The organism is Lysinibacillus parviboronicapiens (assembly GCF_003049575.1).
In the GTDB taxonomy this organism is placed as follows: Bacteria; Bacillota; Bacilli; order Bacillales_A; family Planococcaceae; genus Lysinibacillus; species Lysinibacillus parviboronicapiens.
Genome location: NZ_PYWI01000025.1, coordinates 34,549 through 59,727, shown reverse-complemented (window position 1 = coordinate 59,727; position 25,179 = coordinate 34,549). Strand labels below are relative to the sequence as shown.

At 36.9% G+C, this 25,179-nt stretch carries 22 protein-coding genes, 1 pseudogene and 1 riboswitch; of the genes and pseudogenes, 14 read left to right on the top strand and 9 right to left on the bottom strand.

The features are described from left to right. The coding region (locus tag C9J35_RS25185) for a collagen-like domain-containing protein (RefSeq protein WP_167396005.1) at positions 1-958 on the top strand (958 nt) is incomplete at its 5' end. A 230-nt stretch (positions 959-1,188) separates the two neighbouring features. Here C9J35_RS25185 and C9J35_RS18035 read toward each other — a convergent pair. Beyond that, positions 1,189-1,773 carry a GNAT family N-acetyltransferase gene (locus C9J35_RS18035; protein ID WP_054769971.1) on the bottom strand — a complete coding sequence of 195 codons (585 nt, stop codon included), beginning with the start codon at positions 1,771-1,773 and terminating at the stop codon, positions 1,189-1,191. Between the two features lie 415 nt (positions 1,774-2,188). Between C9J35_RS18035 and C9J35_RS18030 the strand changes: the two genes are divergently transcribed. Then, the gene (locus C9J35_RS18030; protein WP_054769972.1) at positions 2,189-3,052 is read left to right on the top strand and encodes an AraC family transcriptional regulator; all 864 of its coding nucleotides are present in this window, start codon (positions 2,189-2,191) and stop codon (positions 3,050-3,052) included. A gap of 69 nt (positions 3,053-3,121) precedes the next feature. On the opposite strand, the gene C9J35_RS18025 is transcribed toward C9J35_RS18030, so the two are convergent. Next, the gene (locus C9J35_RS18025; RefSeq protein ID WP_054769973.1) at positions 3,122-3,664 is read right to left on the bottom strand and encodes a GNAT family N-acetyltransferase; all 543 of its coding nucleotides are present in this window, start codon (positions 3,662-3,664) and stop codon (positions 3,122-3,124) included. A gap of 236 nt (positions 3,665-3,900) precedes the next feature. On the opposite strand from C9J35_RS18025, the pseudogene C9J35_RS18020 reads away from it, so the two are divergent. Continuing rightward, positions 3,901-4,420 (top strand): annotated as a pseudogene (locus C9J35_RS18020) (GrpB family protein). A gap of 73 nt (positions 4,421-4,493) precedes the next feature. Here C9J35_RS18020 and C9J35_RS18015 read toward each other — a convergent pair. Both C9J35_RS18015 and C9J35_RS18010 read right to left on the bottom strand, forming a co-directional pair. Further along, complete coding sequence (locus C9J35_RS18015) at positions 4,494-4,760, bottom strand: Parvovirus coat protein VP1-like protein (RefSeq protein WP_107925717.1); 267 nt, start codon at positions 4,758-4,760, stop codon at positions 4,494-4,496. Between the two features lie 573 nt (positions 4,761-5,333). Next, a complete protein-coding gene (locus tag C9J35_RS18010) occupies positions 5,334-5,870 on the bottom strand; it encodes an NAD(P)H-dependent oxidoreductase (RefSeq protein WP_054769974.1) in 537 nt (178 codons plus the stop codon). A 157-nt stretch (positions 5,871-6,027) separates the two neighbouring features. Here C9J35_RS18010 and C9J35_RS18005 point away from each other — a divergent pair, with 157 nt between their 5' ends. Further along, positions 6,028-6,399, top strand: coding sequence for a winged helix-turn-helix transcriptional regulator (locus C9J35_RS18005; RefSeq protein WP_054769975.1), 372 nt, complete (start codon positions 6,028-6,030; stop codon positions 6,397-6,399). Positions 6,400-6,548: 149 nt separating this feature from the next. Here C9J35_RS18005 and C9J35_RS18000 read toward each other — a convergent pair whose 3' ends face one another. Continuing rightward, positions 6,549-9,767 carry a collagenase gene (locus C9J35_RS18000; protein WP_107925715.1) on the bottom strand — a complete coding sequence of 1,073 codons (3,219 nt, stop codon included), beginning with the start codon at positions 9,765-9,767 and terminating at the stop codon, positions 6,549-6,551. Positions 9,768-10,495: 728 nt separating this feature from the next. Here C9J35_RS18000 and C9J35_RS17995 point away from each other — a divergent pair. The 7 genes from C9J35_RS17995 to C9J35_RS17965 all read left to right on the top strand — a co-directional run bounded on the left by C9J35_RS17995 (position 10,496) and on the right by C9J35_RS17965 (position 18,182). Then, positions 10,496-11,539 carry a DUF418 domain-containing protein gene (locus C9J35_RS17995; RefSeq protein ID WP_107925713.1) on the top strand — a complete coding sequence of 348 codons (1,044 nt, stop codon included), beginning with the start codon at positions 10,496-10,498 and terminating at the stop codon, positions 11,537-11,539. 431 nt (positions 11,540-11,970) lie between these two features. After that, positions 11,971-12,492, top strand: coding sequence for a YwhD family protein (locus tag C9J35_RS17990; RefSeq protein ID WP_107925711.1), 522 nt, complete (start codon positions 11,971-11,973; stop codon positions 12,490-12,492). Further along, entirely contained in the window at positions 12,492-12,728 is a 237-nt protein-coding gene (locus C9J35_RS17985; protein WP_010858682.1) for a ferredoxin family protein, read from the top strand. Before C9J35_RS17990 ends, C9J35_RS17985 begins: the two co-directional genes overlap by 1 nt. Before the next feature lie 125 nt (positions 12,729-12,853). Next, positions 12,854-13,804: an oxygen-dependent tRNA uridine(34) hydroxylase TrhO gene (trhO, locus tag C9J35_RS17980; RefSeq protein WP_054769976.1), complete on the top strand. Its 951-nt coding sequence runs from the start codon at positions 12,854-12,856 to the stop codon at positions 13,802-13,804. Positions 13,805-14,403: 599 nt separating this feature from the next. Next, a complete protein-coding gene (locus C9J35_RS17975; protein ID WP_201262087.1) occupies positions 14,404-15,204 on the top strand; it encodes a CsxC family protein in 801 nt (266 codons plus the stop codon). Between the two features lie 858 nt (positions 15,205-16,062). Continuing rightward, positions 16,063-17,235, top strand: a complete 1,173-nt coding sequence (locus C9J35_RS17970; RefSeq protein WP_107925709.1) for a BC_2427 family protein — start codon at positions 16,063-16,065, stop codon at positions 17,233-17,235. A gap of 143 nt (positions 17,236-17,378) precedes the next feature. Then, complete coding sequence (locus C9J35_RS17965) at positions 17,379-18,182, top strand: CsxC family protein (protein WP_107925708.1); 804 nt, start codon at positions 17,379-17,381, stop codon at positions 18,180-18,182. Between the two features lie 824 nt (positions 18,183-19,006). Here the strand turns inward: C9J35_RS17965 and C9J35_RS17960 are convergent. Continuing rightward, positions 19,007-19,480, bottom strand: a complete 474-nt coding sequence (locus C9J35_RS17960) for a YbaK/EbsC family protein (protein ID WP_054768537.1) — start codon at positions 19,478-19,480, stop codon at positions 19,007-19,009. A gap of 137 nt (positions 19,481-19,617) precedes the next feature. Here C9J35_RS17960 and C9J35_RS17955 point away from each other — a divergent pair, with 137 nt between their 5' ends. The 3 genes from C9J35_RS17955 (at position 19,618) to C9J35_RS17940 (ending at position 21,898) form a co-directional block, all read left to right on the top strand. Further along, positions 19,618-20,757, top strand: coding sequence for a PstS family phosphate ABC transporter substrate-binding protein (locus tag C9J35_RS17955; RefSeq protein ID WP_107925706.1), 1,140 nt, complete (start codon positions 19,618-19,620; stop codon positions 20,755-20,757). 31 nt (positions 20,758-20,788) lie between these two features. Continuing rightward, a riboswitch (guanidine-I (ykkC/yxkD leader) is annotated at positions 20,789-20,886 on the top strand. A gap of 356 nt (positions 20,887-21,242) precedes the next feature. Continuing rightward, on the top strand, positions 21,243-21,584 hold the full coding sequence (locus tag C9J35_RS17945) for a DMT family transporter (RefSeq protein ID WP_054768538.1): 342 nt from the start codon (positions 21,243-21,245) through the stop codon (positions 21,582-21,584). After that, positions 21,584-21,898, top strand: a complete 315-nt coding sequence (locus tag C9J35_RS17940; protein ID WP_054768539.1) for a DMT family transporter — start codon at positions 21,584-21,586, stop codon at positions 21,896-21,898. The genes C9J35_RS17945 and C9J35_RS17940 overlap by 1 nt, the downstream gene beginning before the upstream one ends. Positions 21,899-21,963: 65 nt before the next feature. On the opposite strand, the gene C9J35_RS17935 is transcribed toward C9J35_RS17940, so the two are convergent. The 3 genes from C9J35_RS17935 to C9J35_RS17925 all read right to left on the bottom strand — a co-directional run bounded on the left by C9J35_RS17935 (position 21,964) and on the right by C9J35_RS17925 (position 25,029). Further along, the gene (locus C9J35_RS17935; protein WP_107925702.1) at positions 21,964-22,836 is read right to left on the bottom strand and encodes a glycine betaine ABC transporter substrate-binding protein; all 873 of its coding nucleotides are present in this window, start codon (positions 22,834-22,836) and stop codon (positions 21,964-21,966) included. Positions 22,837-22,982: 146 nt separating this feature from the next. After that, positions 22,983-23,837, bottom strand: a complete 855-nt coding sequence (locus tag C9J35_RS17930) for an ABC transporter permease (protein WP_107925700.1) — start codon at positions 23,835-23,837, stop codon at positions 22,983-22,985. Beyond that, the gene (locus C9J35_RS17925; protein ID WP_054768540.1) at positions 23,830-25,029 is read right to left on the bottom strand and encodes a quaternary amine ABC transporter ATP-binding protein; all 1,200 of its coding nucleotides are present in this window, start codon (positions 25,027-25,029) and stop codon (positions 23,830-23,832) included. The genes C9J35_RS17930 and C9J35_RS17925 overlap by 8 nt, the downstream gene beginning before the upstream one ends. Positions 25,030-25,179: the final 150 nt, after the last annotated feature.

The window sequence follows — 25,179 nt, the reverse complement described above, 5'->3', positions numbered from 1 at the left end:
AGATGTGTATAAGAGACAGCCCCAAGGATTAGCGGGAGTAGCCGGAGCAACAGGTCCCCAAGGATTAGCGGGAGTAGCCGGAGCAACAGGCCCCCAAGGACTAGGAGGAGCAACAGGGGCAACAGGTCCCCAAGGATTAGCAGGAGCAACAGGAGCAACAGGCCCCCAAGGATTAGCGGGAGTAGCCGGAGCGACAGGTCCCCAAGGATTAGCGGGAGTAGCCGGAGCAACAGGTCCCCAAGGATTAGCGGGAGTAGCCGGAGCAACAGGTCCCCAAGGATTAGCGGGAGTAGCCGGAGCAACAGGCCCCCAAGGACTAGGAGGAGCAACAGGGGCAGCAGGCCCGCGAGGATTAGCAGGAATAGCCGGAGCAACAGGAGCAACAGGTCTACAAGGACTAGCAGGAGTAACGGGAGCAACAGGTCCGCAAGGGGTAACCGGAGTAACGGGAGCAACAGGTTTACAAGGAGTAATAGGAGTAACGGGAGCAACAGGATTCCGAGGAGTAACAGGAGCGACAGGCATACAAGGAGTAACTGGGCCAAGTGGTTCAGGGTTAATGGAAGTTTTCTTATCTACAGATCAATCAGTAGGAAACAATGACTTTCTTGGAACAGGTAATTCTTCTGCTTCATTTGTCAGAAGTTCAATAGTTATACCAGAAAATGCTATTATTAAAAGCCTAACTTTAAATATCCGAGACCATTTACTAAGTGCAGGACAAACAGCGTCAGCTCAAATATATATAAGCACAAATTGCGGATTTACAGCTCCTGTAGCAACTGGAATTATCGCTACAATTACAGGTCCAAATTCATCTGCATCTCCAAATTGTTGCGCCAAAACAACCTCTAATTTTCCGGTTAATAGTTGTACGCTTCTTTCTTTGCAAGTTACCACAACTGGAGGTGCTTTTTCGAATGGTGTTTCAGCAACTATCCTTTTTAATACTGTATGAAATAGGCGCTGAAAAATGTAACAGTTTAGCTATAATGTTACGTTAATGTATGAATTAGCGTACAGAAACTAATAATAAAATCCCCAGTTTTTATACTGGGGAGAGGGTTTGAACAGGGAACGTGATGAATATAGGAAAATGGACTAGAAAAAGAAGTGTTGGGGCTGTTAGGCTCTGATACTTCTTAAATTTTGTCCTTCATCATACTAGGCCTGTCTGAATGTGACAATCTACCATTCATTCAGATCGATGCAATGTTTTGACAGGAAAGTCTCGGCTTCAATCATGTAGTTTAGTAATCCTTCGAAATCATGCAACGATGGATCAAGATTGTGATTTGTAAATTCATAACGCATTCCGAGCTTCTCAATAATACGGATAGATGCCAAGTTTTCTGGATGAACCACCGCAATTATTCGGGGGAGACTGATGACTTTAAATGCATAGTCCATTAAAGCATACGTTGCTTCAGATGTAATGCCTCGCCCTCTATATGCTTCCGAAATACCATAATAAATTTCAACCTCTGTTTGCATTACATCATCTGGGCCAAGTCCACAAAAGCCAATTACAGTTTGGCTTTCTTTATCAACGAGGGCTAAATTAAGTTTATGAATGTGGGTTGGTGTATTTTTTTGATTACAATCCATGGACCATTCAATTATTCGTTGTACACCTTCTCGACTAGGTCTATCCTCTGGAATGAATTGATAAAAGTTTGGCTCAGAAACGACTGCATATAACGCATCCACATCCGTTAATGCATAAGGGCGAATCACTATTCTTTCAGTTTCAATATGTAAGTTTAAAAACATGGTAAACCTCCTTTTTTTTTGTATGGTAATTGTTGTAAAATATACATTATCATAGGTTGATTAACAAAACTAGCATTTTTAGAAAATTAAGTTTCACTTAATTATTATTTGCACTTAAGTAGTCTATTGGCGATTCTTCATACTTCCAGTGATGCTGCATTTCTATCCCCAGCAAGTAACGGGAAAATAAATTTATTTTTTGCAGTACCTTGCCATTTAACTATTTGCAAAACGCCACTAAAAGAAAAGAGATGTAATAACTGAAGGTACTACAACTAAATGATCTTATTAATAATAGAAATATAGGCCACAATCAACAGCAGAAACTTCTTTCAATTTTACCCGTCCAAAGTTAGCATAAAATGACAGGATAATAAAATCCGGATACTTTAATCTATAAACAAGGAGTGAGGGCATGAGTTGGATAGAGTCGATTCAGAAAGCAATTAATTATATGGAAGAAAATTTATTAAATGATTTAACAATGGATCAAATTGCACAAGAGGTAAATTCTTCAGTCTTTCATTTTCAACGGATATTTTCTATATTAACGGACATGTCGATTGCTGATTATATTAGACGCAGAAGATTGACTTTAGCTGCACAAGAGTTAATGAATACAGAACACAAAATTATCGACCTCGCCTACAAATATGGCTATGACTCTCCTGAGGCTTTTACAAAAGCGTTTCGCAAGCAGCATAACGTAACGCCGAGTGAAGCAAGAAAACAGCAAGGACCATTACAATCATACAACCGCCTGATCATTCAGGTGAGCTTGAAGGGAGCAGAACCAATGAAGTATAAAATTGTAGAAAAAGAAAAGTTTCAAGTTGTAGGGGTAAAAAGAACGTATAATTGCCAAAATGGGGAGAATACGCAAGGTATCCCTCTATTCTGGGATGAAATGAACAACAAAGGTATGGACGATGTATTATTTAAATTGAACAATGGGGAAATAAAAGGGGTGCTCGGTGTTTGTGTACCAGATAAGCACTATAAGGAAAACAGTTTAATGGATTATTGGATTGCGACTGAGCATGTGGGAGAGGTACCAGACAATCTGTTAACAATGGAGGTACCAGCAGCAAAATGGGTAGTTTTTGAAGTACATGGCCCAATGCCAGATGCTATGCAAAATACCTGGAAGCAAATTTACTCTGAATGGTTCCCATCTAATCCTTATGAGCCTGCAGGTTCTGCAGAGCTTGAAGTTTATTCAGATGAAGATCCATTTAGTCCAGATTTATATTCAGAAATTTGGATTTCAATTAAATAAAAAATAAGTAAAGGCTCATCAAAAGTGAAAGGACTTTTGATGAGCCTGTTATGGTATTGTAACTATTTTTTAATTATTGAATCCATCACTTCTTAATAATGAATAGCTATTGATGACCTTAAAAACTTCGTTCGATTTTTCGTACTGTCTGAGAGTTCCTTCGAATGTGAAATGAAGCTTTTCTAAAACTTTGATAGAATTCACATTTCCTGGCTCTACTTTTGCTTCAATCCGATTGAAAGCTAATGTCGTGAAAGCGTAATTTACTAATGCCATAATTCCCTCAGGGGCGTAACCTTTTCCCCAATAAGCTTTGGCAATATCATAGCCAATTTCTGCTCTAGCGTTTTCAAAGTCAATGGCATTAAATCCGCAAGAACCAATGATTTCATTTGAAGCGATTTCAATAATAGTGAAGCTAATTGCTTTGTGATCCAGTGCTAATTCATTTAGTAATTCAATCATCTCTTGTGCCTGATCCTCATGTGTAAAGGTAGAAATGTTCATGAATTTCGTAACATCTGGATCTGACCAAATTTTAAATAAATGATGTGCATCCGATTCTTTCATTGTTCTTAACAGCAATCTTTTGGTAGAGAGTTGTTCTATCAATACTTTTACCTCCAAATTTTTTATTGAGTTGGATGAAAAAATATTGCTATCTGCGCATAATTCAGTCCCTTCCAGTTTGTATGTATTTATTATACAAAAAAATAATAAACAATGTACACAATTCCTTAGTGTGTGTACCAGCAAATTGTAGCCTCTGATAAAATACGAAAATTTGCAAATAATGAATGTTTCTTAATTCTTTAAAGTACTGTAATTTAAAGGATGGGGGTGATCAAATGAAAGTAAGATTAACTGCGTATACAGCGAGATGGCAAATGTTGTTCGAGTTGGAGGTACAATTTTTAAAGGCTATTTTTGGTGATAACATTCAGTCATTTGAGCATTTTGGTAGTACTTCAATTCCGGGAATGAAGGCAAAACCTGTAATTGACATGATGTGTATTGTAGATGACATTGAAAAAGTGGATACATATAACGAACAAATGGCATCATTGGGATATGATGTAGGTGGTGATTGGGGCATTGAGGGAAGAAGATTGTTTCGTAAAGGTGGGGACAATAGAACACATCATATTCATTTTTATCAATTTGACAATCCGCACATTGAACGACATTTAGCATTTCGAGAGTATCTGCTTGCAAACCCTGATGAAGCGGCAAGATATAGTGAGTTTAAAGAAGAGTTGGCGAATCAGTATGATTACTCGCGATTATAGCCCTGCTAAAAAAGCATTTGTTTCACAAATGGAGAAAAAAGCACTTGAATGGTGCCAAGAATATGACATTGAATTATGAAATGGGTTCACTAACAAAGTGTAAATAGTACAAGGGAATCCTGTTTACCTGAAAACAGGATTCCCTATAAAAATTAATAAAACTTGTTACGTATTTCGAAAATATTGTAGAACAATCGAGCATCTCTGCCCATTTTGTTATGAGGGTTAATTTTTGGCAATAAACAACTTTGAAATAATTGATCACAATACTTTGTTCTACCATATCGCGAATAACATTCATCATGAAACTTGCAGCAGGCATCGACTGGATTCGTTGGTTCGTCAGGGCCAGAACATCCAGGTCCGCAGTATCTATAGCCAGGATAACAAAAACCTAGTTTGCTACGTCTGTTCTTCATTTTTTTCCTCTTTTCTAAAATGTTCTCGTTACTATAAAATATGTAGTTATGGCTTTTGAAAAGGGATTAAAAACTAGTATAAGCTTAAAAAACTGCAGCATGAGACGAAACTATATGTTAACAGTTGTCCATGCCCTGATAGTGATAAAACTCCTTTCTTTAAAAAGGAGTCTCTGCTAAAGAACGCAAACAGAAGCGTTCTTTTACTACATGCGTGAATGAACAATCTGAGAGTTGGAAAGGTTTTGTAAGTCATATTAAAAAGCCTAAGTCCAGTACATTACCGAACTCAGGCACAACAAGTTGACAAAGGAAATAACGTTGCCCATTTTAAAGTGGACTTTATTTTATTGGCATAGAATGTTTACTACACAGTTTTCACCAAATGTTTTCGTATCAATCGTGAAGTTAAGTAAACGATCGAAATCAGGAATGTCACATTAAGAGTTCATTTACCATCCTGAGTGGTTCGTAAATGAGTAGATGCTAGATTTTGTGAAGAATAATCCGAAATAAACCAATGAAGGTATGACAGTTATTGAGACACTAATCTAAAGTAAATAGCCGTGTTTATTATACTTTTGCCTGATTAAAAATATGACTAACATACTCTGGTGCACTTTGTTCAACTTCTTGATCAGATAATTCACTCTCTGCTCCATAAACAGCAAAAGTGGGAAGAAAGGTCGCTCCAGTATATAGGGCTGTGGCTTTAAATGGTACTGTTATTTCTTCTAATGTAAATTTATATTTTCCTTCTTCGTGGAAATCACGCTTTCTTATTCCTGCTGAAATAGCTAAGCCGATGTTCCTTTCAACTAGTGCTTTTCCTGTGGAACCATAAGCCCAGCCATAGGATAGTACATCGTCAAGCCATTTCTTTAACAAAGGAGGCGTGCTAAACCATTGTAAAGGGAACTGAAAAATTATGGAGCTATGTTCTTCCACTAACGCTTGTTCTCTTGCAACATTTATATTTCCATCTGGATATTCTTTGTAAATATCATGAACTGTAATTTCCTTATTGTATTTATTTAATTCTTCCACCCATCTTTTATTGATTCGCGAATTTAATAAATCTGGATGGCTAACAATTACAAGTGTTTTCATTAATAAAAAACCCCTTTCAAATTAAAAAAGCATGTGGAATGCTTCGATTAATTATGATGGTATACTATACTTTTATGGTTGTTTAGTACCCACTTTAAAGTAACCTAGTTACTATTAAGTAACAATTTATGAAAGCCTTAGATTAGGAGGATTAAAAATGAAAAAATATAATTTCTCGATAGAAGCCACTTTGGATATAATTGGTGGTAAATGGAAAATTGTGATTCTATGTATTCTGATGATGGATCAAAGAAAAAGAACGAGTGAATTGAAAAGAATGATTCCAAATATCACACAAAAAATGCTCATTCAACAGCTTCGTGAACTCGAAAAAGATAATATTATACTTAGAAAAGTATACAATCAAAGTCCTCCAAAAGTTGAATATTCATTAACAGAATATGGTGAAAGTCTAACGCACGTTATTGATCTAATGTGTGATTGGGGTGCAGTTAATATAAAAAAAAGAATAGAAGAGGGAGAAGAAATACAATTATCATTAGAGGAACATGATGGAATCAGAAATTAAATAACTATAAAGAGCCTAGCTACATGTTTATTGTAGCTAGGCTCTTATAGTTTTAATGCAGAATTAAATTTCCATCCATATAAATTCGAGATAACTTTCGCTTTTCAATGCTACTCGTCACAGATAAGTAGGAATTTTCGTATACGCTATTATTGTACTTTAACTGTATATGTCCCGTTTTCATTCTCGAATTTATAAATACATAAATAATACTTTCCAGGTTCCGCTTTGTAGTTAGCTTTTATAATATTTCCATCTTCCTGTCCATAGGATGCGTAATTTTGCATATCAGACTCATGGAAAAGGACCCATGTCATGCCAATTTGATTTTCGTTTACGACAGAAATATCTAGGTCTTTTGGAGACGTAACCTCGAATGTGTATACATCTGTTTCATCACCATCAAACAAACTACCTTTTAGGAGCAGATTAAATGGAATGATATTCGCTTCTTCTGGACGATTATTTGGTTCTATCTCTGTTTGTGCTCCATTCTGTACATTTACTGTATATGTTCCGTTTTTATGATCAAATTTATAAATATATAAATAATACTTTCCAGGTTCCGCTTTATAGTTCGCTTTAATAATATTTCCATCTTCCTGTCCATAGGATGCGTAATTTTGCATATCAGACTCATGGTAAAGCACCCATGTCATGCCAATTTGATTTTCATTTACGACAGAAATATCTATTTCTTCTGGAGACGTAACCTCGAATTGATATACATCTGTATCAACATCAATCAAACTACCTTTTAGGGGCATATTAAATGGAATTATCTTCGCTTCTTCTGGATGAGGAGCTCCCTTTTGTACAGTGACAATTGCTTGATCTTTACTTTCTATTCCCTTATCATTTTTCACTGTTAATGTCACATTGTATGTTCCTTCTTTTTCGTATACATGAGTAGGGTTTGCCTCTTCACTTGTTTTTCCATCACCAAAATCCCAAAGGTAAGAAACGATTTCCCCATCCTCATCTTTTGAACCATCGCTCTTGAACTGGATTTTTTCATTTTCGATTCCAGCATATGGACCATTTATATTGACAAGAGGTGCTTGATTTTCTCCCTTATCCGTTGCAATGCCGTGGAAAACAAGATCATATTCAAACTGGTTTGCAGCATTCACACGATAGTTTACAAAATACGCTGTCACTGTTTTATAGCCGCTCCACTCATTTTGCGACAGTTGCTCCAGTACTTGGTTCACTTGTTTACTCATTGTTTTCCAATCATTAGATTCACCTTTTGTTTCACTACCTACATACGTACTTTCGACTGTAAATGTATTAAAAAATTGAGACGTATGTTTTATGATTTTTGCATCTTTTACGTTAGCAACATCGGCAATTTCTTGCTTCACTTCGCTTAACGCTTTAGGTTCATGCTCCACTAAATAATCTTCTGATACTTGTGGCACCTCGTATTTTTCTTGATTATCAATCAATTGCTGCATATAGGCTTGGTATTCGGTATTGAGTTGTGGATCTTTACTTAAGGCGTTACGATAGGCATCGTAATTTTTCACATCGTTCGCACGAATTAAATCTTGAATCCTATCAAATGTATCAAATTGATGATGATACATATAAGATTGCAGTGCAAATGAATAGTTATAAAAATCCCATGATGCTCCATATTTTGCAAACATAGTTTGTTCCGCTGTATAGCGTTGTGATGGATCATCAGATAATCCACTAATAATACTCTTACGTGGAACAACATCATTTGTACGAGTGGATCCTGCAAAGAATTCTGCATTTCCTTCCTGGAACCATGTTAGTCGTTCATCTTGATACATAGCTCCTGTTCCGAATAAACCAGGAACCTCGTATCTGCCCTGTAAATAATGTGTGAATTCATGGCGGAATAACTCTTCTAAACTATAAATACTTTGCTCCGGTGTACGTTCATATGTAAAGAATGTTCCTTTTTCCTCAATATAAATACCACCATTATTTGTTTCATAGCCATACAATTGACGGTTTAATTGATATTGATCTGGAGAGTCATAAATTACAACTGTTAATACATCGTCAGCATTGCCTTGTTCTAATGCTTTATCATTCCCAATTACACGATGATATTGGGCTTTTACTTCTTTTGCAGCCCAGTACAATCTTTGAATTTTGTCTTCAGTTACTTTATCCCCCGTCTTAAATACAATTGACCCATCATCAAATGTATATGTTTTCGGTAAATATTGCTTCTTACCTTCATCCCGTATTTTCTGTAAATCTACTGTATTTCCACTATAGTCTTTTCCCCCATAATTTGTTGAAATTTGCTCAACAGCTACAAAATAAGCCTCACTTAAATAAGGATACATTTGCATCGCTTGTGTAACAACTTCTAAACCTTTATCTGGATTACTATGGAATCCTCCTAAACGACCTGCATAATAAATGCCATTATTGATTAACCAACCGTTGTCATCTGTTACATTTTGGATAAGCGCAATTTTATTCACTTCATTTATAAAGCTATCAATCTTTCCGTACCACATCGTCGTATTCGCTTCTTTTAGTGTCTCCTGCAAATACGACTGCAAGTCATAATCAATCCCTTGCATTAAATCATATATAGCTGCTCCTTTTAAAGGGTCGCTTTCATATGTAGAGAGATTTTCGTTATACTGTTTTAAAATCTTCGCAGCATACTGAACGGTTTCCGCATCACTAGAAGCATTACCTATTAATTTTCCATAGGCAGATACCACTTTATCTTGCTCATCTGTACCAAGTTTGAAGTTTGGATTATTAGCCATTTCCTTTAATGCCGTTAAACACTTATCATGGAAACTTCTGTCGTTTAAATAACTTAGTTCGTTATTATAAAATGCTACATAAAAAGCAGAACGTAGTAGCTCAACAAATGTTTCAATACCCTTAGAATCTTCTTGCGTAAAAGACCTTCCTCGTTTCCCTAATTCATCGATGATGACTTGCATGCGTTCTTTATTTTGATAAAAAACTTTTGTGTCCTCACTGAATTGGAATAAGTCTGTAATTTGATGCCAGCGAATATTTCCTAGCGTATCAATTAGTTCACTATCGCTCATTCTATTAAGCTCTGCCATCGAGTACTGTTGCTGCAATTGCTTCGTTTCAGCAAGTTTTATAGTTGGAGCTGGGTGTTGCGAAAAATCTCCAATTTTCAAACGTTTTTCAAATGATAATGTTTCATCAGCCTTTGTAGAGAGAACAATGTCATCTTTTGGAGTTTCTATGCCAGCAGGTTTTATTTGTAATACATTATAAGGCGTTTTTTCTGCGGCTGATGCTTCTGCTTGTAACCCACCTAACGACAGTGCTATTGTACTGACCCCAATTAACACTTGATTGAATTTTAATTTCTTTTTCATAAAAAGTCCTCCTTTAGTACTGCATTAACTATTAGGTAATATATTGATTATTTAGCACTATATTACTTATTTAAAAATAACACACTATGTGAATATAGCAATATAAATTGTTATATTTAGTAATATTTCCCTGTATAATTTGAACGTTAAGACACAATTAGAGCATTAATTTTATGTATGGGTAGGAGTGTGAGGAAGCTAAACTTTTCGTTCACATAAAAAAGAACCCGAAATTCGGCTTCTATTTTTAGTGTTAAAGGGAACTTTTATAGTAGTTAATGAAAGCTTTTAAATAAATAACTTGAGGATTATAACAAAGGAAGGTTCGAGGGACTGAATTAAAGGATTCCGGCACAATACCGAAGTCATTTATTGTAGCTTTGATGAAACTGTCCATTTTTAAGGGGGTAGTTCAATTCGAGAGGTTCAAGAATTTCTATTGTTTAAATATATTTATTCATCCATTTGTATGCACATATCCAGAAAAATTCGGTGCTCCAGGTACCCCACCAAAATACTAATATCGCTTTAAAAATAACGAAAGTAAATTCATAGAAAGTAGTGGAGTTGAAAAACCTTTACCTATTTACGACCTTAAAACATCAACATACATGTAAATAATGCAAATCCTTAAGGTTTATGTAAGCTTTAAATTAAACAGCTGTAAGGCTGGAAAGTTAAGATAATCCTAGAGAAATTAAGTATTGAAGATAAGGAGTTTTAAAAATATGAATCCATCTGTTACACAAAAAGAAAGAATCGTTTCCTTAGATATTATTCGAGGATTAGCGCTATTCGGCATATTGTTTATAAATGTCACTGCGTATCAAGTCATAATAGAAGGCGGACCCATGCCTGATTTTAGTGGAATAAATGGTATTATTGATAAATTAATCGATATTTTTGTCGAGAAAAAATTCTTTTCCATTTTTTCATTTTTATTTGGAGTAGGGTTCTATATTTTCGCTTCACGTGCTGAAAGTCGTGGTGACAAGCCACGATGGCGTTTTGCAAGACGTTTATTCGCGCTGTTAGTTATTGGTATCGTTCACGTTTTTGTTTTCTGGGGCTCCATTCTTGCCATTTATGCAGTGATTGGTTTCTTCCTTTTACCGTTCTATCATGCAAAAGTTTCAACTATAAGTAAATGGTTGTTTAGCCTGATAACTGTTCACGTCATTGCGATAGTTATGCAAATTTTTGTGCCGATCACAGGCGTAGTATCAACTGTTTGTGGTCTTCTAGGAAATGATGCAGTTGCCATTTTTATTATGTTTTTATCCGGCTTTTTAGTAGCGAAGGCAGATTGGGTTAGCCATGTACGTGAATTTTCTAAACAAATTAAATGGATACAAATCACTACGTTCCCATTATTCATAGGTTTCTCCATTTGGATCTGGTTTGCTGCACAAGGAAATGACCAAAATCTTCAATCTATTTTGGGATTAGGGGTAATACCGACGACTTATTTTTATTTATGTACTTTGTTTTTATTGTTAGAAAATAACTGGATTGCAAAACTTCTTCAGCCAATCGGTCGTGTTGGCCAAATGGCCTTTACAAATTATTGGGCGCAAAGTTTTATCGGTCTAGGTCTTATTTCATTAATGGGACTAGAAGTTGTTTCACCTCATCATGTCGTTATCATTGCAACCCTAACTTTCTTAATTCAAATCATCTATAGTGTTATTTGGTTTAAGTTCTTTAAAATGGGTCCATTAGAGAAATTATGGAGATTTATGACTTATGGAAGAACAGTAACGACAAAATAAGTATTTCCAATCCCTAACAGCTTGTATATCAGGCTATTAGGGATTTTAGCTATCATTGATTTATTTAAACATAGCCACAGTAATGCATTAATAGTTCAGACATAAGTCTGATGGCAGGAAATGACGATAGAATGTATATTTTATTTATTAGAAGAAATTCTAAACAACCATTTCGTATAATTTAAAAACTACTACGAATACGTTCAATTACATTCATTTGTAAAATACTATACGTGATGTGGTTGTAATGTGGACACGATACAGTTATCAACGATTTTAGGTTTACAGCATCTTGTACACTGTGCGTACGATGCTGTTTTTTTGATGCCATTTTACTGAAGAATAAGCGATGTAATTCATCAGACAGCTATTTTTCGTCAAGTGAAACCTAATCTTATTCAAGAAATCCAATTCGATGTGGAGATGATTTCATGAAAGAAAAATTACATTTTACTATTTTAAGCAACGATTCAAGTGATGGCGACGGCGGCTACGGCGTAGGCACCCTTGATTTGAATAATGTCACGCCGCTTATTATAGATTGTGAAAACCAACACGTATATATCGATTTAGAGGCCTTACATGGGCGAAGTATTATCGAAAAAAAAGTTCGATTTACCGCTGATTTAACCCATGCTAGCGATGATTATCATCGTTATTGGATTGTTTGGGTAGCTATTCAAATTGCTCAAAATGGACCTTATTATGCGGGATGTACTGCAAGTGAAGTGCGCGTGTCAAAAGAAGAACGTCGCATAAAACTAGGCTACAAATCGTTGCCAGAGCAAGTGAATTATTTAGACAAAGCACTTAAAGGTAAAGTTATTTTGAATCACCTCGATGCAAATTCAAAAAGATTACTTCATCAGTTTTTGGCTAATTTTAACGAGCAGTACTGGCAACACTCACCTGAGGAAATCAAACAACAACTTTCTATAATGGGGGATTTATAATGGCTTTTGTAATTACAGAATTATGTAAAGATGAAAAAGCGGCCATCTGTTTAGATGCCTGTCCCGTGAATTGTATTGATTTAACAGATACACAATATGTCATTAACCCTGACTTATGTATTGATTGTGGTGCTTGTGAAGTGGTTTGTCCGGTAGAGGCAATTTTTCACGAGGACGATTTACCCGCTGAATATCATTCAGCAACCTTACTAGCACTTAATCATTATCGAAACTAAAATGATCTGGTTATTGTTGCGATTAACTATGTATGCTAGTTTCAATAGTATTTTTAATACTGAGTTTTTGATGATAGTAGCTATCAGGTATATCCTGCAAATATAAATGATAGGTGGAAAATATATTGAACTATCGAGTGTTACTGTATTACCATTATACAACTATTCAATCACCTGATGACTTCGCAGAGGAGCATTTACAATTATGTAAAAAGATGAACTTAAAAGGTCGCATTTTAGTGGCTTCTGAGGGCATTAACGGTACAGTTTCTGGAACAATTGAAGAAACGAATGCTTATATAGAATGGATGGAAAATAATTCGTTATTTAAAGGCATTGTCTTTAAAATTGATGAGGTAGAGGGTCATGCCTTCAAGAAAATGCATGTGCGTCCAAAACCTGAGCTGGTAAATTTAAACTTAGCGCATGATATTGACCCGCTCGAAATGACAGGTCGTTACGTTGCACCTGCGGATTTTTATGAGCAAATGCAACAAGATGATACTGTTGTTATTGATGCTCGAAACACATATGAATTTGATGTAGGTCATTTTGAAGGTGCGATTCGACCGGAGATTGAAACATTTCGTGAATTACCCAAATGGATTAAAGATAATAAGGAATTATTAGAAGGAAAACGTATTTTAACATACTGTACAGGTGGTGTGCGATGCGAAAAATTTTCTGGCTGGCTAATAAGTGAAGGTTATGATGATGTAGGTCAACTACATGGTGGCATTGTAACGTATGGTAAAGATCCAGTTGCACAAGGCAAGCTTTGGAATGGGCAATGTTACGTCTTTGATGAACGCCTAGTTGTCCCGATAAATCAAGTAAGCCCAACTATTGTTGGCAAAGATCATTTTGATGGCACACCTTGTGAACGTTACATTAATTGTGCCAATCCTGAATGTAATAAACAGATTTTAAGCTCCCAAGAGAATGAGGCAAAACACTTAGGTGGCTGTACAATTGAATGTACAAAGCATAAACGCAACCGCTATATACACATTCATGGTATTTCAAAAGAAGTGACTGCTGAACGAATTGCTATATTGGAGCAATCATTGCGTTAACATAACTAAAAAAGATAACGATCTACTGCGCAACTTAATGGAAAACACTACTTATTAAAATAAAGTGATTTTCTGGCTAATAACCTGTCTTTCTTCATGAAACAATTCATCTTCGTGATAAATTGCCTCTACCGGGCAAACAGAAAACATAAGCAGAAGTTTCGCGTTATTTTATTGACTAAATGGATTAATGTTTTTTTAAAACAAAACACCGAATTGGCAATACTCAAAAAGAAATACCAAGATATACAAGGTTTACTGAAGAAAGAACAAGTGGGAGTATTGAGGTTACTATTTGACCATTTGAGCTCTATAAAACGCGAAAGATGAAAAAGCCTTCCACAACAATTGTGGAGGGCTTTTATTATGCAAAAAAGACGTATGGAAATGGAAAAATGGTACACAAGAAAGTACAGCAAATTCCAGGCAGTTATAATGACCCCAAGACTAGAGGCTAATTAAAAACCTATGTCTCCTTTAAAAATCTCTTTTATAAAATTAAAAGAACTAGTAAAACGTCCATACATAGAGTTGGTTGCTACATATTCTAGCTATATAGAGAACATCTCTAATACTAAAAATGAAATGAGGGAATTTTTTTGAGTGATCAATTAGATAATCAGATGCAACCTTTTCTTCCTTGTCCAGTAACATCAACTGAACAAACACCATTATCTAGTGCGAATACGCCAGTAGTCGCTACACCGCTTTCGACGCCCATTATAAAAATACCGGTTGTACTTTCAGAACCAACACTTCAAATCGTTGTGGAGTCGGATATTACGCTTAGTCCTGCAGCAACTGAAATCAAAAGAGTGAAAAAAAATGTATTCCTAAATCAAGTGAAACTGGTACCAGTTAAGTTTACACGTATTGCGGGCACTGACTTTTTTAGGGTAACACGGGCTAAATTATTTGTAGCAGGACATATTCGTAAAAATATCGAATATGCTTCATCAGCATGTAATGGGGCGCTTCGAGATAGAATTGCCGATGTTCCGTTTTCTGGTTTTGCAGACCTTACTTTCCCACAAGAACCTGGAGGTCCTACACCGATTTTAGGAATTTCCGAGTTTGCTGAAGCGAACTTCCTTAATGATCATACCCAATTGGATGCTCGACTGGATAAGTTTTTCTTCCAAAATCTCGTAAAATACAATGAACAACCTTTTGGCGAGTTAGTAGCTGCAAACTTCTTTGAACTTGATTTCTCACCAACTATGGCAAGACCTGAAGGAACTTTTAGCAAATTGCGTGAAAAAATCGTACTGGACCTTACTGTAAAAGTATTGCAAGTCCAACAAATCCGCTTAGGTGCGGGTAGTGTAGTAACGCCTGTTCTTTCAGGACTTACGCCTCCAGTTAGTCCTGCTATTGAACCTCCTACTGATTATTGTTAATCTCTAGTTTTAGAGGAGCAAAACAAATGAGTTGGCAGTTGAAAGTTCGGTTGAATCGAACTTTCAACTGCTTTTTCGTTATATATTAACGATTGTAAATGCATTAATAGGTGTTATTTGTAGATTTTACGTTATACAGAGTTGAAAACAAAATAATATATAGATAACGATCGGAATGTCACCTATTTATCTAAAGGTATCCTGATTATTTTATTCTTTCGTGTCAATTGCGGTCACTTCAGTTTATTTATGTTAATGTTGTTAACATAAATTTGCCTTCAGAAACTCCTCTTTATAAATTCTCACCTTTGTCTAATCAATTTTTAAAATTTTTGAGGTAACACATAGATCAATTCCTAAACCAACGTCTCCCAAACATTTGTATCTCAATTGCCACTGAGATTTGGAAAGCGCTTTGTGGCAAAAGTAAAAATAAAGCATAAAATAGATTGTGAAACATTTAGTCAAAATAACAGTAGCTCATTAATGATGTCTTATAAAATGTTTCTCTTTTGAACAGTGGAAATCCTTATGAGCCATCAATCGTATCTTCGAGCAAAAATAGAAGAGAAAGAGTGTAGCTGTGATCAGCCGTTAGAAAAAGAAATGACATCACTTTTTACAGATTCATTTTCTGATGGCAACGTGGCGTGGTAGTAATAAGACTGAAAACAGGTTACTTAGTGAGTTTTTCAAGTTGAAAATGAATTTTGATTATGTCTCCCCAGAAGAACTCATAAAGCCTAACATTAAAAGATAAATCGACTAAGAAAATGTCTTGGCCGGAAAAAAGTGCAGGAGTTTTTTCGGAGCAAATGTTGCACTTAATTTGACTAAACATCATTTGGGAGTGAATGAATGAAAACTCCATGGATTAACTATAAAAAGATGAAGGAAGTAAGTTCCAAGCAAATCGATTACACCGAGTGGATGAATCAAATTAAACTTTCAAATAACATAGATCACGTATCTCAACTAAATTCTACTGATTCCGAAAAAAAAGATAAAACCTGCTTTGCAGCCCATTTAGATTCCAATCGTGAACTACTCATACCTTCAGTAAATAATGATGAGGAAGAAATCGTTCATCACCTTGATCCGGAAGAGACAGATGAAACAAATACTGGGGAAGAACAGGATTTTGCAGCCCAATTAAACTCTGATTGTAAAATTGTTAGTCCTTCTGAATCCGATGTGGGGAATAAAGTGAGGCGTCCTATTGATATAGAAGAGATGGCGCAAAACAGTTCTACAGATAGTGGTCATGCATCTTCTGGGACAGTATGTTCCATAACTCAAAAAACCCCATTTTCTACTCACGTGACAATTGATGATTTTCTTCATGCTCCGATCTGTGGTGAGATGGTTCGAAATACATTTGAATTTCTTGACCTAAACAATCACCTTACGCCTCAATTTGAAACCAAACTATTTAATACTACAACGGATTATCCTGAACAGCCTAATTGTCGTTTGGTTCGCTCAAAAATTAATGAAATTATATGTTTAATGAAAACGGATACTAATGATAAAAATAGTCAGAAGAATAATCCTTCTAAATCAGTTGTAGTGCCCTTACATAGCGCACCATCAATTAAAAAAGGTGAAACCAATAATCACGCATACTCTTCCGATGATTTTATGCATATCAGAGTTCCAGTTGTAGTAGGGGAATACAAAATTGAAATAGGTCTAGAAGAAAATATTTTATTTGAAAAAGGAATTGTGGCATTTAAAGAAATCTCGAATGAGGTAATACTAACAGATTGTAGATTCGTACCTCATCAGTTTTCTCAAGCATTAGGAAATGGGACGTGTACAGCATCAAAGGCTAATTTATTTATTGAAGGATATATACATCAGAATATTGAGTATACCTCATCTCATACTCGGAATGCAGTACCTGCACAAAATGAGTCATTAAATGATGCAAATCAATTGTACCAAAACATAGTTTTAGAATTAATCATTCATATACTACAAGTACAGCAAATTCGAGTCAGTTATGATAGCCAAGGGACTAGAGGCTAATTGAAATTTATCTCTCATCTCAAAAATCCCTTTTATTAAAATGAGTAAAAGCATTAGTAAAACGTCCATGCACCGATTTGGTTGCTACATATTCTAACAATATAGAGAGCTCTCTAATACTAAAAATGAAATGAGGGAATTTTTTGAGTGATCAATTAGATAATCAGATCCAACCTTGTCTTCCTTGTCCAGTAACATCAACTGAACAAACACCATTATCTAGTGCGAATACGCCAGTAGTCGCTACACCGCTTTCGACGCCCATTATAAAAATACCGGTTGTACTTTCGGAACCAACACTTCAAATTGTTGTGGAGTCGGATATTACGCTTAGTCCTGCAGCAACTGAAATCAAAAGAGTGAAAAAAAATGTATTCCTAAATCAAGTGAAACTGGTACCGGTTAGATTTACACGTATTGCGGGCACTGACTTTTTTAGGGTAACAAGAGCTAAATTATTCGTAGCGGGCCATATTCGTAAAAATATCGAATATGCTTCATCAGCATGTAATGGGGCACTTCAAGATAGAATTGCCGATGTTCCGTTTTCTGGTTTTGCAGACCTTACTTTCCCACAAGAACCTGGAGGCCCTACGCCAATCCTAGGGATTTCCGAGTTTGCCGAAGTGAACTTCCTTAATGATCATACCCAATTGGATGCTCGATTGGATAAGGCTTTCTTCCAAAACCTCGTAAAATACAATGAACAACCTTTTGGCGAATTAGTAGCTGCAAACTTCTTTGAACTTGACTTTTCACCAACTATGGCAAGACCTGAAGGAACTTTTAGCAAATTGCGTGAAAAAATCGTACTGGAGCTTACTGTAAAAGTACTACAAGTTCAACAAATTCGCCTAGGTGCGGGTAGTGTAGTAACGCCTGTGCTTTCAGGACTTACGCCTCCTGTTAGCCCTGCTACTGAATCTCCTACTAATCATTGGCAATAATCACTATTTTTTAGAGGAGCAAAACAAAGAATAAAGGGTTGTACAATGCAAAAATAAACAGCACTAGAATTTTTAAGAGGCACTGATAAAATCCAATATATGAGTTGCAGTTGAAAGTTCGGTTGAATCGAACTTTCAACTGCCTTTTGTAATAAAAACGAAATTAATTTTGAACTTTGGCTTTTTTTATTTGTATATTAAGTAAATAAAAATAAATTCTTATTAAAGAATGTTTAACATTTACATAATTAGGATTGATGAGATGATTAATTGCTATCAATGAGAGGGCAGATGGAAAATGGTTTATTCATCAAAATATGCTCATAGCAAATGACTCACCATATTTTACAGGGGGGAATATTTTTACTTACTCTTATCTTGTTAGGATGATAAGCACATTAGTATTTATAAGAATTCAATTTCAGTGATTGCAACAGATTCGGGCCTTCTTACATTTCTTTTCTTATCAACGCTCATGTCACTCACAAACATTGCAATAAGTTTTTTCTTTACGTCTCTTTCGAATAGTATCCGATTATACTTTTTCATTCTGAGTAAATTTTAGTAACTCTTGCTTTATCTGTTCTTAGTAGGAGTCTTTTTTATATTTCTGGCTTTTGGAATGGTCATCACTGATTAAATTATTTAGCCAAGCACATTGCCATTTTGAGCGTCTATTAACTACGCCTCACCCTAGCAATACATAATTTTTAGCGCTATTATCTGCTGATGAAAAAGCTACGAGACGAATGAGCCAGTTGGTTCGTCACGGGAAAGCGAGTAAAAAGAACAACAAGCTTGATGCCGCTTGTTGTTCTTTTTCATTAATCGTTCCAGCCTTTACAGACGTCGATCCATTCCTTATAGGGTGTATATCTTTCTAATTCAGCAATAGTCAACTCGATAGCGGAGTTACTGCTACCACAAGCAGGAAATACGGTCGTAAAACGTTTGAGCGATTCATCTAAGTAAACTGCAACTCCCTCATTAATGCCGAATGGACAAACGCCACCGATATCATGTCCTATGCGTTCAAGGACCTCTTCTTTTGCCACCATTTTCGCTTTTGTGCCAAAGATTGATTTGTATTTCGCGTTGTCAATTTTAGCATCACCTGCGGCAACGATTAGAATTGCACCGTCATTGACAAGAAACGATAACGTTTTTGCAATCCGCTCAGGCTCACAGCCAAGCGCTTGTGCGGCCAATTCAACCGTTGCTGAGCTCTCGTTAAGCTCTTGTATTTTGTGTTGTAAATGCCACTGAGCAAAATGTTCGCGTACTTTTTCAATTGCCATATGTACATACCTCCTATCAGTACTAAAATTTATTTTAACATAATTTTCAGAAAATGCAGTTGCCTTTCTACCTGAAATCATCTATCTTAAAAATAGAGAAGTGTAAATTTACACCATTGTATAAAGGAGGAAAGTACATGAAAATTATACAAACCATATTTGTGTTTATCTGTTTACTATTTTTCACAGGAATTGTCGCTTTAATCACATTATTAAATGGTTTGATGCATTATAAGGGCCTTCTCCTTGTTGTTCCAATTAGCCTGTTTTTACTGTTTACTTGTCTGATATTTGAATGGTTTACGACAAAGCAGCGCAAGGCATGGTTTGCTGGAATAATGGGGGTAGCGCTTGTCAGTGCTTCGATTGCTCCCATCCAATATCATTATAAAATGAATATACCAACGGTCGATGCCGAAATTGATGTCTTTGCCTATGAACCCTTTGCAGCACAAAATAAGGTTGTGAAGTCCAAGGCCTCATTACAATTACAGGAGCCTCTGCCTCGTATAGATGGGGCTACGGCAATGTATCCACTGTATGCTGCTTTTGTGGAAGCAACATATCCGAAAAAAAGTTATCCGTCCGATGAAAGTGAAGTAATGGTAAACCGTACACCCGTGGCCTACCATAATTTAATTTATGAAGATGTTGACTTAATTTTTGCAGCAGCTCCGTCAGCGTCACAGCAAAAAAGAGCAGACATGAGAGGGCTGACATTGAATCTGACGCCTATTGGACGCGAGGCTTTTGTCTTTTTTGTCCATCATAAAAATAGTGTCGATAATCTAACGCTTGCACAAGTAAAACAAATGTATGCCGGTGAAATTACGAATTGGCGTGAGGTTGGAGGGGCTGATGATACTATTCGTGCGTTTCAGCGTCCAGCAGATAGTGGAAGTCAAACGTCACTCGAAAAGATTATGGGGGATATGCCTATTATGGAGGCCCCTGCGGAGGATGTGGCGACAGGAATGGGGGGCATCATACATGAAGTTTCAAAATATCGCAATTATAAAAACGCTATTGGCTACACATTCAGATATTATTCGACCGAGATGGTGGGGAGTAAGGAAATAAAATTGCTGTCTATCGATGGTGTTGCACCCACAAAGGAAAATATTCGCAATGGTACATACCCACTAACGTCCGAATTTTATGCGGTGACAGCGGGAACTGACAATCCGAATGTCACAAGATTTGTCGATTGGATTGTATCTGAAGAAGGACAGACATTAGTCGACAAAGTTGGCTACGTTCCAGTGGAAAATTTCTAAGTTATTTGCTATACTAAACTGACAATCAGATATGAAAGTTTTCTAGGGTTCCGTAGCATAAGCTAGCCTGGTCCGAGAGAAAACCACAAAATTATTTTTGTGACACGGAAGGATAAAAGCCTGGGAGATACTGTTTTTAACAGTGTTTCCGCAGGCTTTTTTTGTTTGGCTAAAATGTGGCTATGTTGCCAACGCTAGAGATGAATATTTCGTGGTCTGGTTATTTATAGATTGGATAGGATAGTAGGGGGTTCGCTAAGGTAGAGGGGTTAATCGCTCGGGTCCAAGTGAGTCCCGCTCGGGTAGAGTGGTTTATCGCTCAGGTGCAGGTGAGTTCTGATCAGGTAGAGGGGCTTATCGCTCGGGTCCAAGTGAGTATCGCTCTTGTGCAAGGGACAAACGCTCAGGTAAAGGCCATCACGCTCTGGCGCGAATATTTATTGTGCAATGTTAACTATGATTACAAATGAATGGAGAGATACGAAATGAATAAACAATGGTTTAGTGTTATTGTAGCAGCTGTTTTTGAGGTCGGTTGGGTAATTGGCCTAAAGCATGCAGGAAGTGTGTGGGAATGGATTGGTACAGCTATTGCTATATTTATTAGCTTTTATTTATTAATTAAGGCGGGCGAAACTTTACCAGTTGGCACGGTATATGCGGTGTTCGTGGGTTTAGGAACCGCAGGGACGGTGTGTGCGGATAGCTTGCTATTTGGGGAACCGTGGAAGTTGGCAAAAATCTTATGTATCGTCGTTTTACTAGCTGGAGTCGTAGGCTTAAAGCTTTTAACGGGAGAACCACAAGATAAAGAGGTGAAGGCATAATGGCGTGGCTTGCATTAGTTGTCGCAGGGCTTTGTGAAATGATGGGTGTTTATATGATTAGTAAATATAATGACAGCAAGAGCATGAAAAATTTAACGCTTCTTATTGTTGCGTTCACGCTTAGCTTTGCTGGACTCGCTTATGCGATGGAAACGTTACAGATGGGTACAGCCTACGCAATTTGGACGGGAATTGGGGCAGCTGGTGGCGCACTGTTGGGCATGTTGTTTTTCAATGAATCGAAAGATTGGCGTCGGATTGTCTGTATTGTTTTAGTTTTAGGTGCCGCAATTTCTTTAAAATTGATATCTTAAATAGTGCACAATCGCATTAAAATAGCACTGCCGTTAGCTCATAACGGCAGTGCTGTTTTTACTGTTTATTTTTCAATATCCTTCGTCCATTCAGCAACTTTGTCTGCGTTGTTTTTAACCCAGTCTTTAGCAGCTTCTTTTGGATCTTTACCATCCATAATTTCTAGCATAATACTTTCTAAATCCTCTGATGTCCAGTGGAAGTTATCCAATACTTTATAGACATCAGGTTGATCTTCTTTTAAACCTTTACGTACGAATGTGTTAATCGTTTCTTCTCCGCCAAAGACGCCTTTTGGATCCTCTAGATATTTCAAGTCATATGAAGCGAATTTCCAGTGTGGAGACCAACCTGTCACGATAATTTCTTCTTTATTATCAATCGCTTTAGAAAGAGCCGTTGTCATCGCACCAGAAGAAGAAGTTAATAGGTTCCAATCTGCTAGATTATCATACTCTTCTAATGCTTTTTCAGTTGCAGCTGTAATACCAGCACCTGGTTCAATACCTGTAATCGTGTGGTCTGCTTCATTTTTTAAATCTTCAATGGAGTTGACATTCATATAGCTCGGTACTACTAGTCCGATTTTAGCACCTGCAAGGTTTTCGCCAAGCTCATCTAGATTGTCTTTATATTTTTCATATTGAGAACCATGTGTATGTGGTAGCCAAGCAGCCACCATACCATCCGCTTCTCCTTTTGAAACAGCTTCCCACATAATCGCGTTATCCAGTGGTGTTAACGTAACATCATAGCCTAAGTCCTCCAGAACCTGACCTACGACATGTGTCGAAGCGATTTCTGTATCCCATTCAACATAAGCTAAATTTACTTCTTTTGAATCTCCACTCTTACTAGAATCATCCCCACTGCAGGCAGCAAGCATGAGGCCAAGCCCTAATGCCATTCCTAATTTAGATAAAGTTTTCAGTTTCATCGAATCTTCCTTTCTTCTTTCATGATTTTGCAGTCAACCCACACACTCAAACGGCAATTCTATTCTCTCAGGCGAAAGTTGCTTGTTGCACTATCTGCGCCTTGGATTCATAAGCTCATTGGTATGGGTGGGTGTGAATGCACGTCTTACAGTTCTTTCTTTTTATTAAAGCTTTGAGTTAAGCGATCGATAATAATCGCGAAAATCACGAGTCCTAAACCTGCAACGAAACCATTCCCAACCTGTGTACGTTGCAATGCTGTTAATACTTCACGGCCGAGGCCAGGTGCACCAATCATTGAGGCGATAACGACCATCGAAAGTGATAGCATGACAGTTTGGTTAATACCTGCCATAATAGTTGATTTGGCAAGGGGAATTTCTACTTTAAATAGTTTTTGACTAGACGTACTACCATAGGAATCAGCTGCTTCGGCTAATTCTTTCGGTACTTGGCGAATGCCTAAATTCGTCATACGTACCGTTGGTGGTAAGGCAAAAATAACAGATGCAAATACACCAGGCACGATACCTATACCGAAAAACGCAACAGCTGGGATTAAATAAACGAAACCAGGCATCGTTTGCATGAAATCGAGTATCGGTTTAATAATGCTTTCCGCCACACTCGATTTGGACATAAGGATACCTAATGGAATCCCGATTACAATCGAAATGACACTTGAAAACAGCACGAGTGTAGTTGTTTCCATAAGATGTGTCCATAAGCCTTGATTATAAATAAATAACAGACCTATTAAAGAAAACGCAGCAAGCCCGTACTTTTTGCCAGTTACGAAAAACGCAAAAATGACAACAAGTAATATTAGAATAATGGCAGGAATGCCAATTAATAAATCAGTGACCTGACTCATGAGTAGTTTTCCGGTTTTTTGAATCGCACTAAAGAATACAGAAAAATTACTCGTCAACCAGTCCATAGCTGATTCTACCCAAGGGGCAAGTGGTAATGTTGGTAAATTGTCTAAAAAATTATTCATGTACTTCGGCCTCCTCATTGAACGAAGAAAGTGCTTCAATGACTACGCCTCGGATGAGAACACCGAGTAAACGTTCATCTTTAACTACTGCAATTGGAGTAGGGGAATTATAAATCATTCCTAATATATCCTGTAAAAGCATGTCAGGGGGAACTGTTAAAATTTCTGATTGTACAATGGAATGTACGGTTTGCTCATGTCTTTTAGCAGCGGCTAGTGCATCGTCAGCGGTAATGTAACCCTTTAACTTCCGATTTTTATCTACAGCCATTAGTATACTTACAGTCTCTTCACGCATTCTTTTAAGTGCTACTGTAGGTCCGTCAAGGTCGACATTGACATATACAGGTCGAACCATAGCGTTTTCAGCTGTTAGTACTTTCGAGCGATCGACATCTTCTACGAATGTTCGAACATAGTCATTTGCTGGATTCGTTAGAATTTCTTCACCCGTACCAATTTGAATAATAGAGCCGTCCTTCATAATGGCGATGCGGTCACCAATCCGAAGTGCCTCATTCAAGTCATGGGTGATAAACAAGATTGTTTTTTTCAATGATTGTTGAAGATCGAGTAACTCATCTTGCATTTCTTTTCGAATAAGAGGGTCAAGTGCCGAGAATGCCTCATCCATTAATAATATTTCAGGATCATTTGCAAGTGCGCGGGCTAAACCAACACGTTGTTGCATTCCCCCAGATAATTGATTTGGATACTGGTCTTTATAGGCGAGTAAGCCTGCATTCGCAAGAGCCTGTTCCGCTTTTGTTTTACGTTCTTCTTTTGAAATGCCTCTAATTTCAAGACCGTATTCGGTATTTTGTAGTAGTGTACGGTGAGGAAATAAACCGAAGTTTTGGAATACCATGCTCATTTTATTACGCCGAACGGTTCGTAAAGCGTCTTTGCCCATCTTGGAAATGTTTTCTCCATCGATAAAAATATTTCCGTTTGTCGGTTCAATAAGACGATTGAGTAGTCGAATGAGTGTTGATTTCCCACTGCCAGATAAACCCATGATGACGAAAATTTCACCTTCATTTACGGTGAAGCTAGCATCATAAACACCCACGGTTGCACCTGTTTCTTTTAAAATATCGGTTTTACTTTTCTGTTGCTTGACGAGTTCTAATGCTTGTGGAATATGTTTTCCAAAGACCTTGGAAACATGTTCTACTTTTATTTTTTCCATCGAACCATTCCTTTCATAAATTTATCTCACATTAACAAGCAGTAAGACGCTCGCCTTTTGAAGTAAAGAAGGTAGGCGGTTATCTTCTGCTAATAAGTATGATAAAACGACACCACATGTATACGTGACCTTCACTCTGCCGCTTTTGCC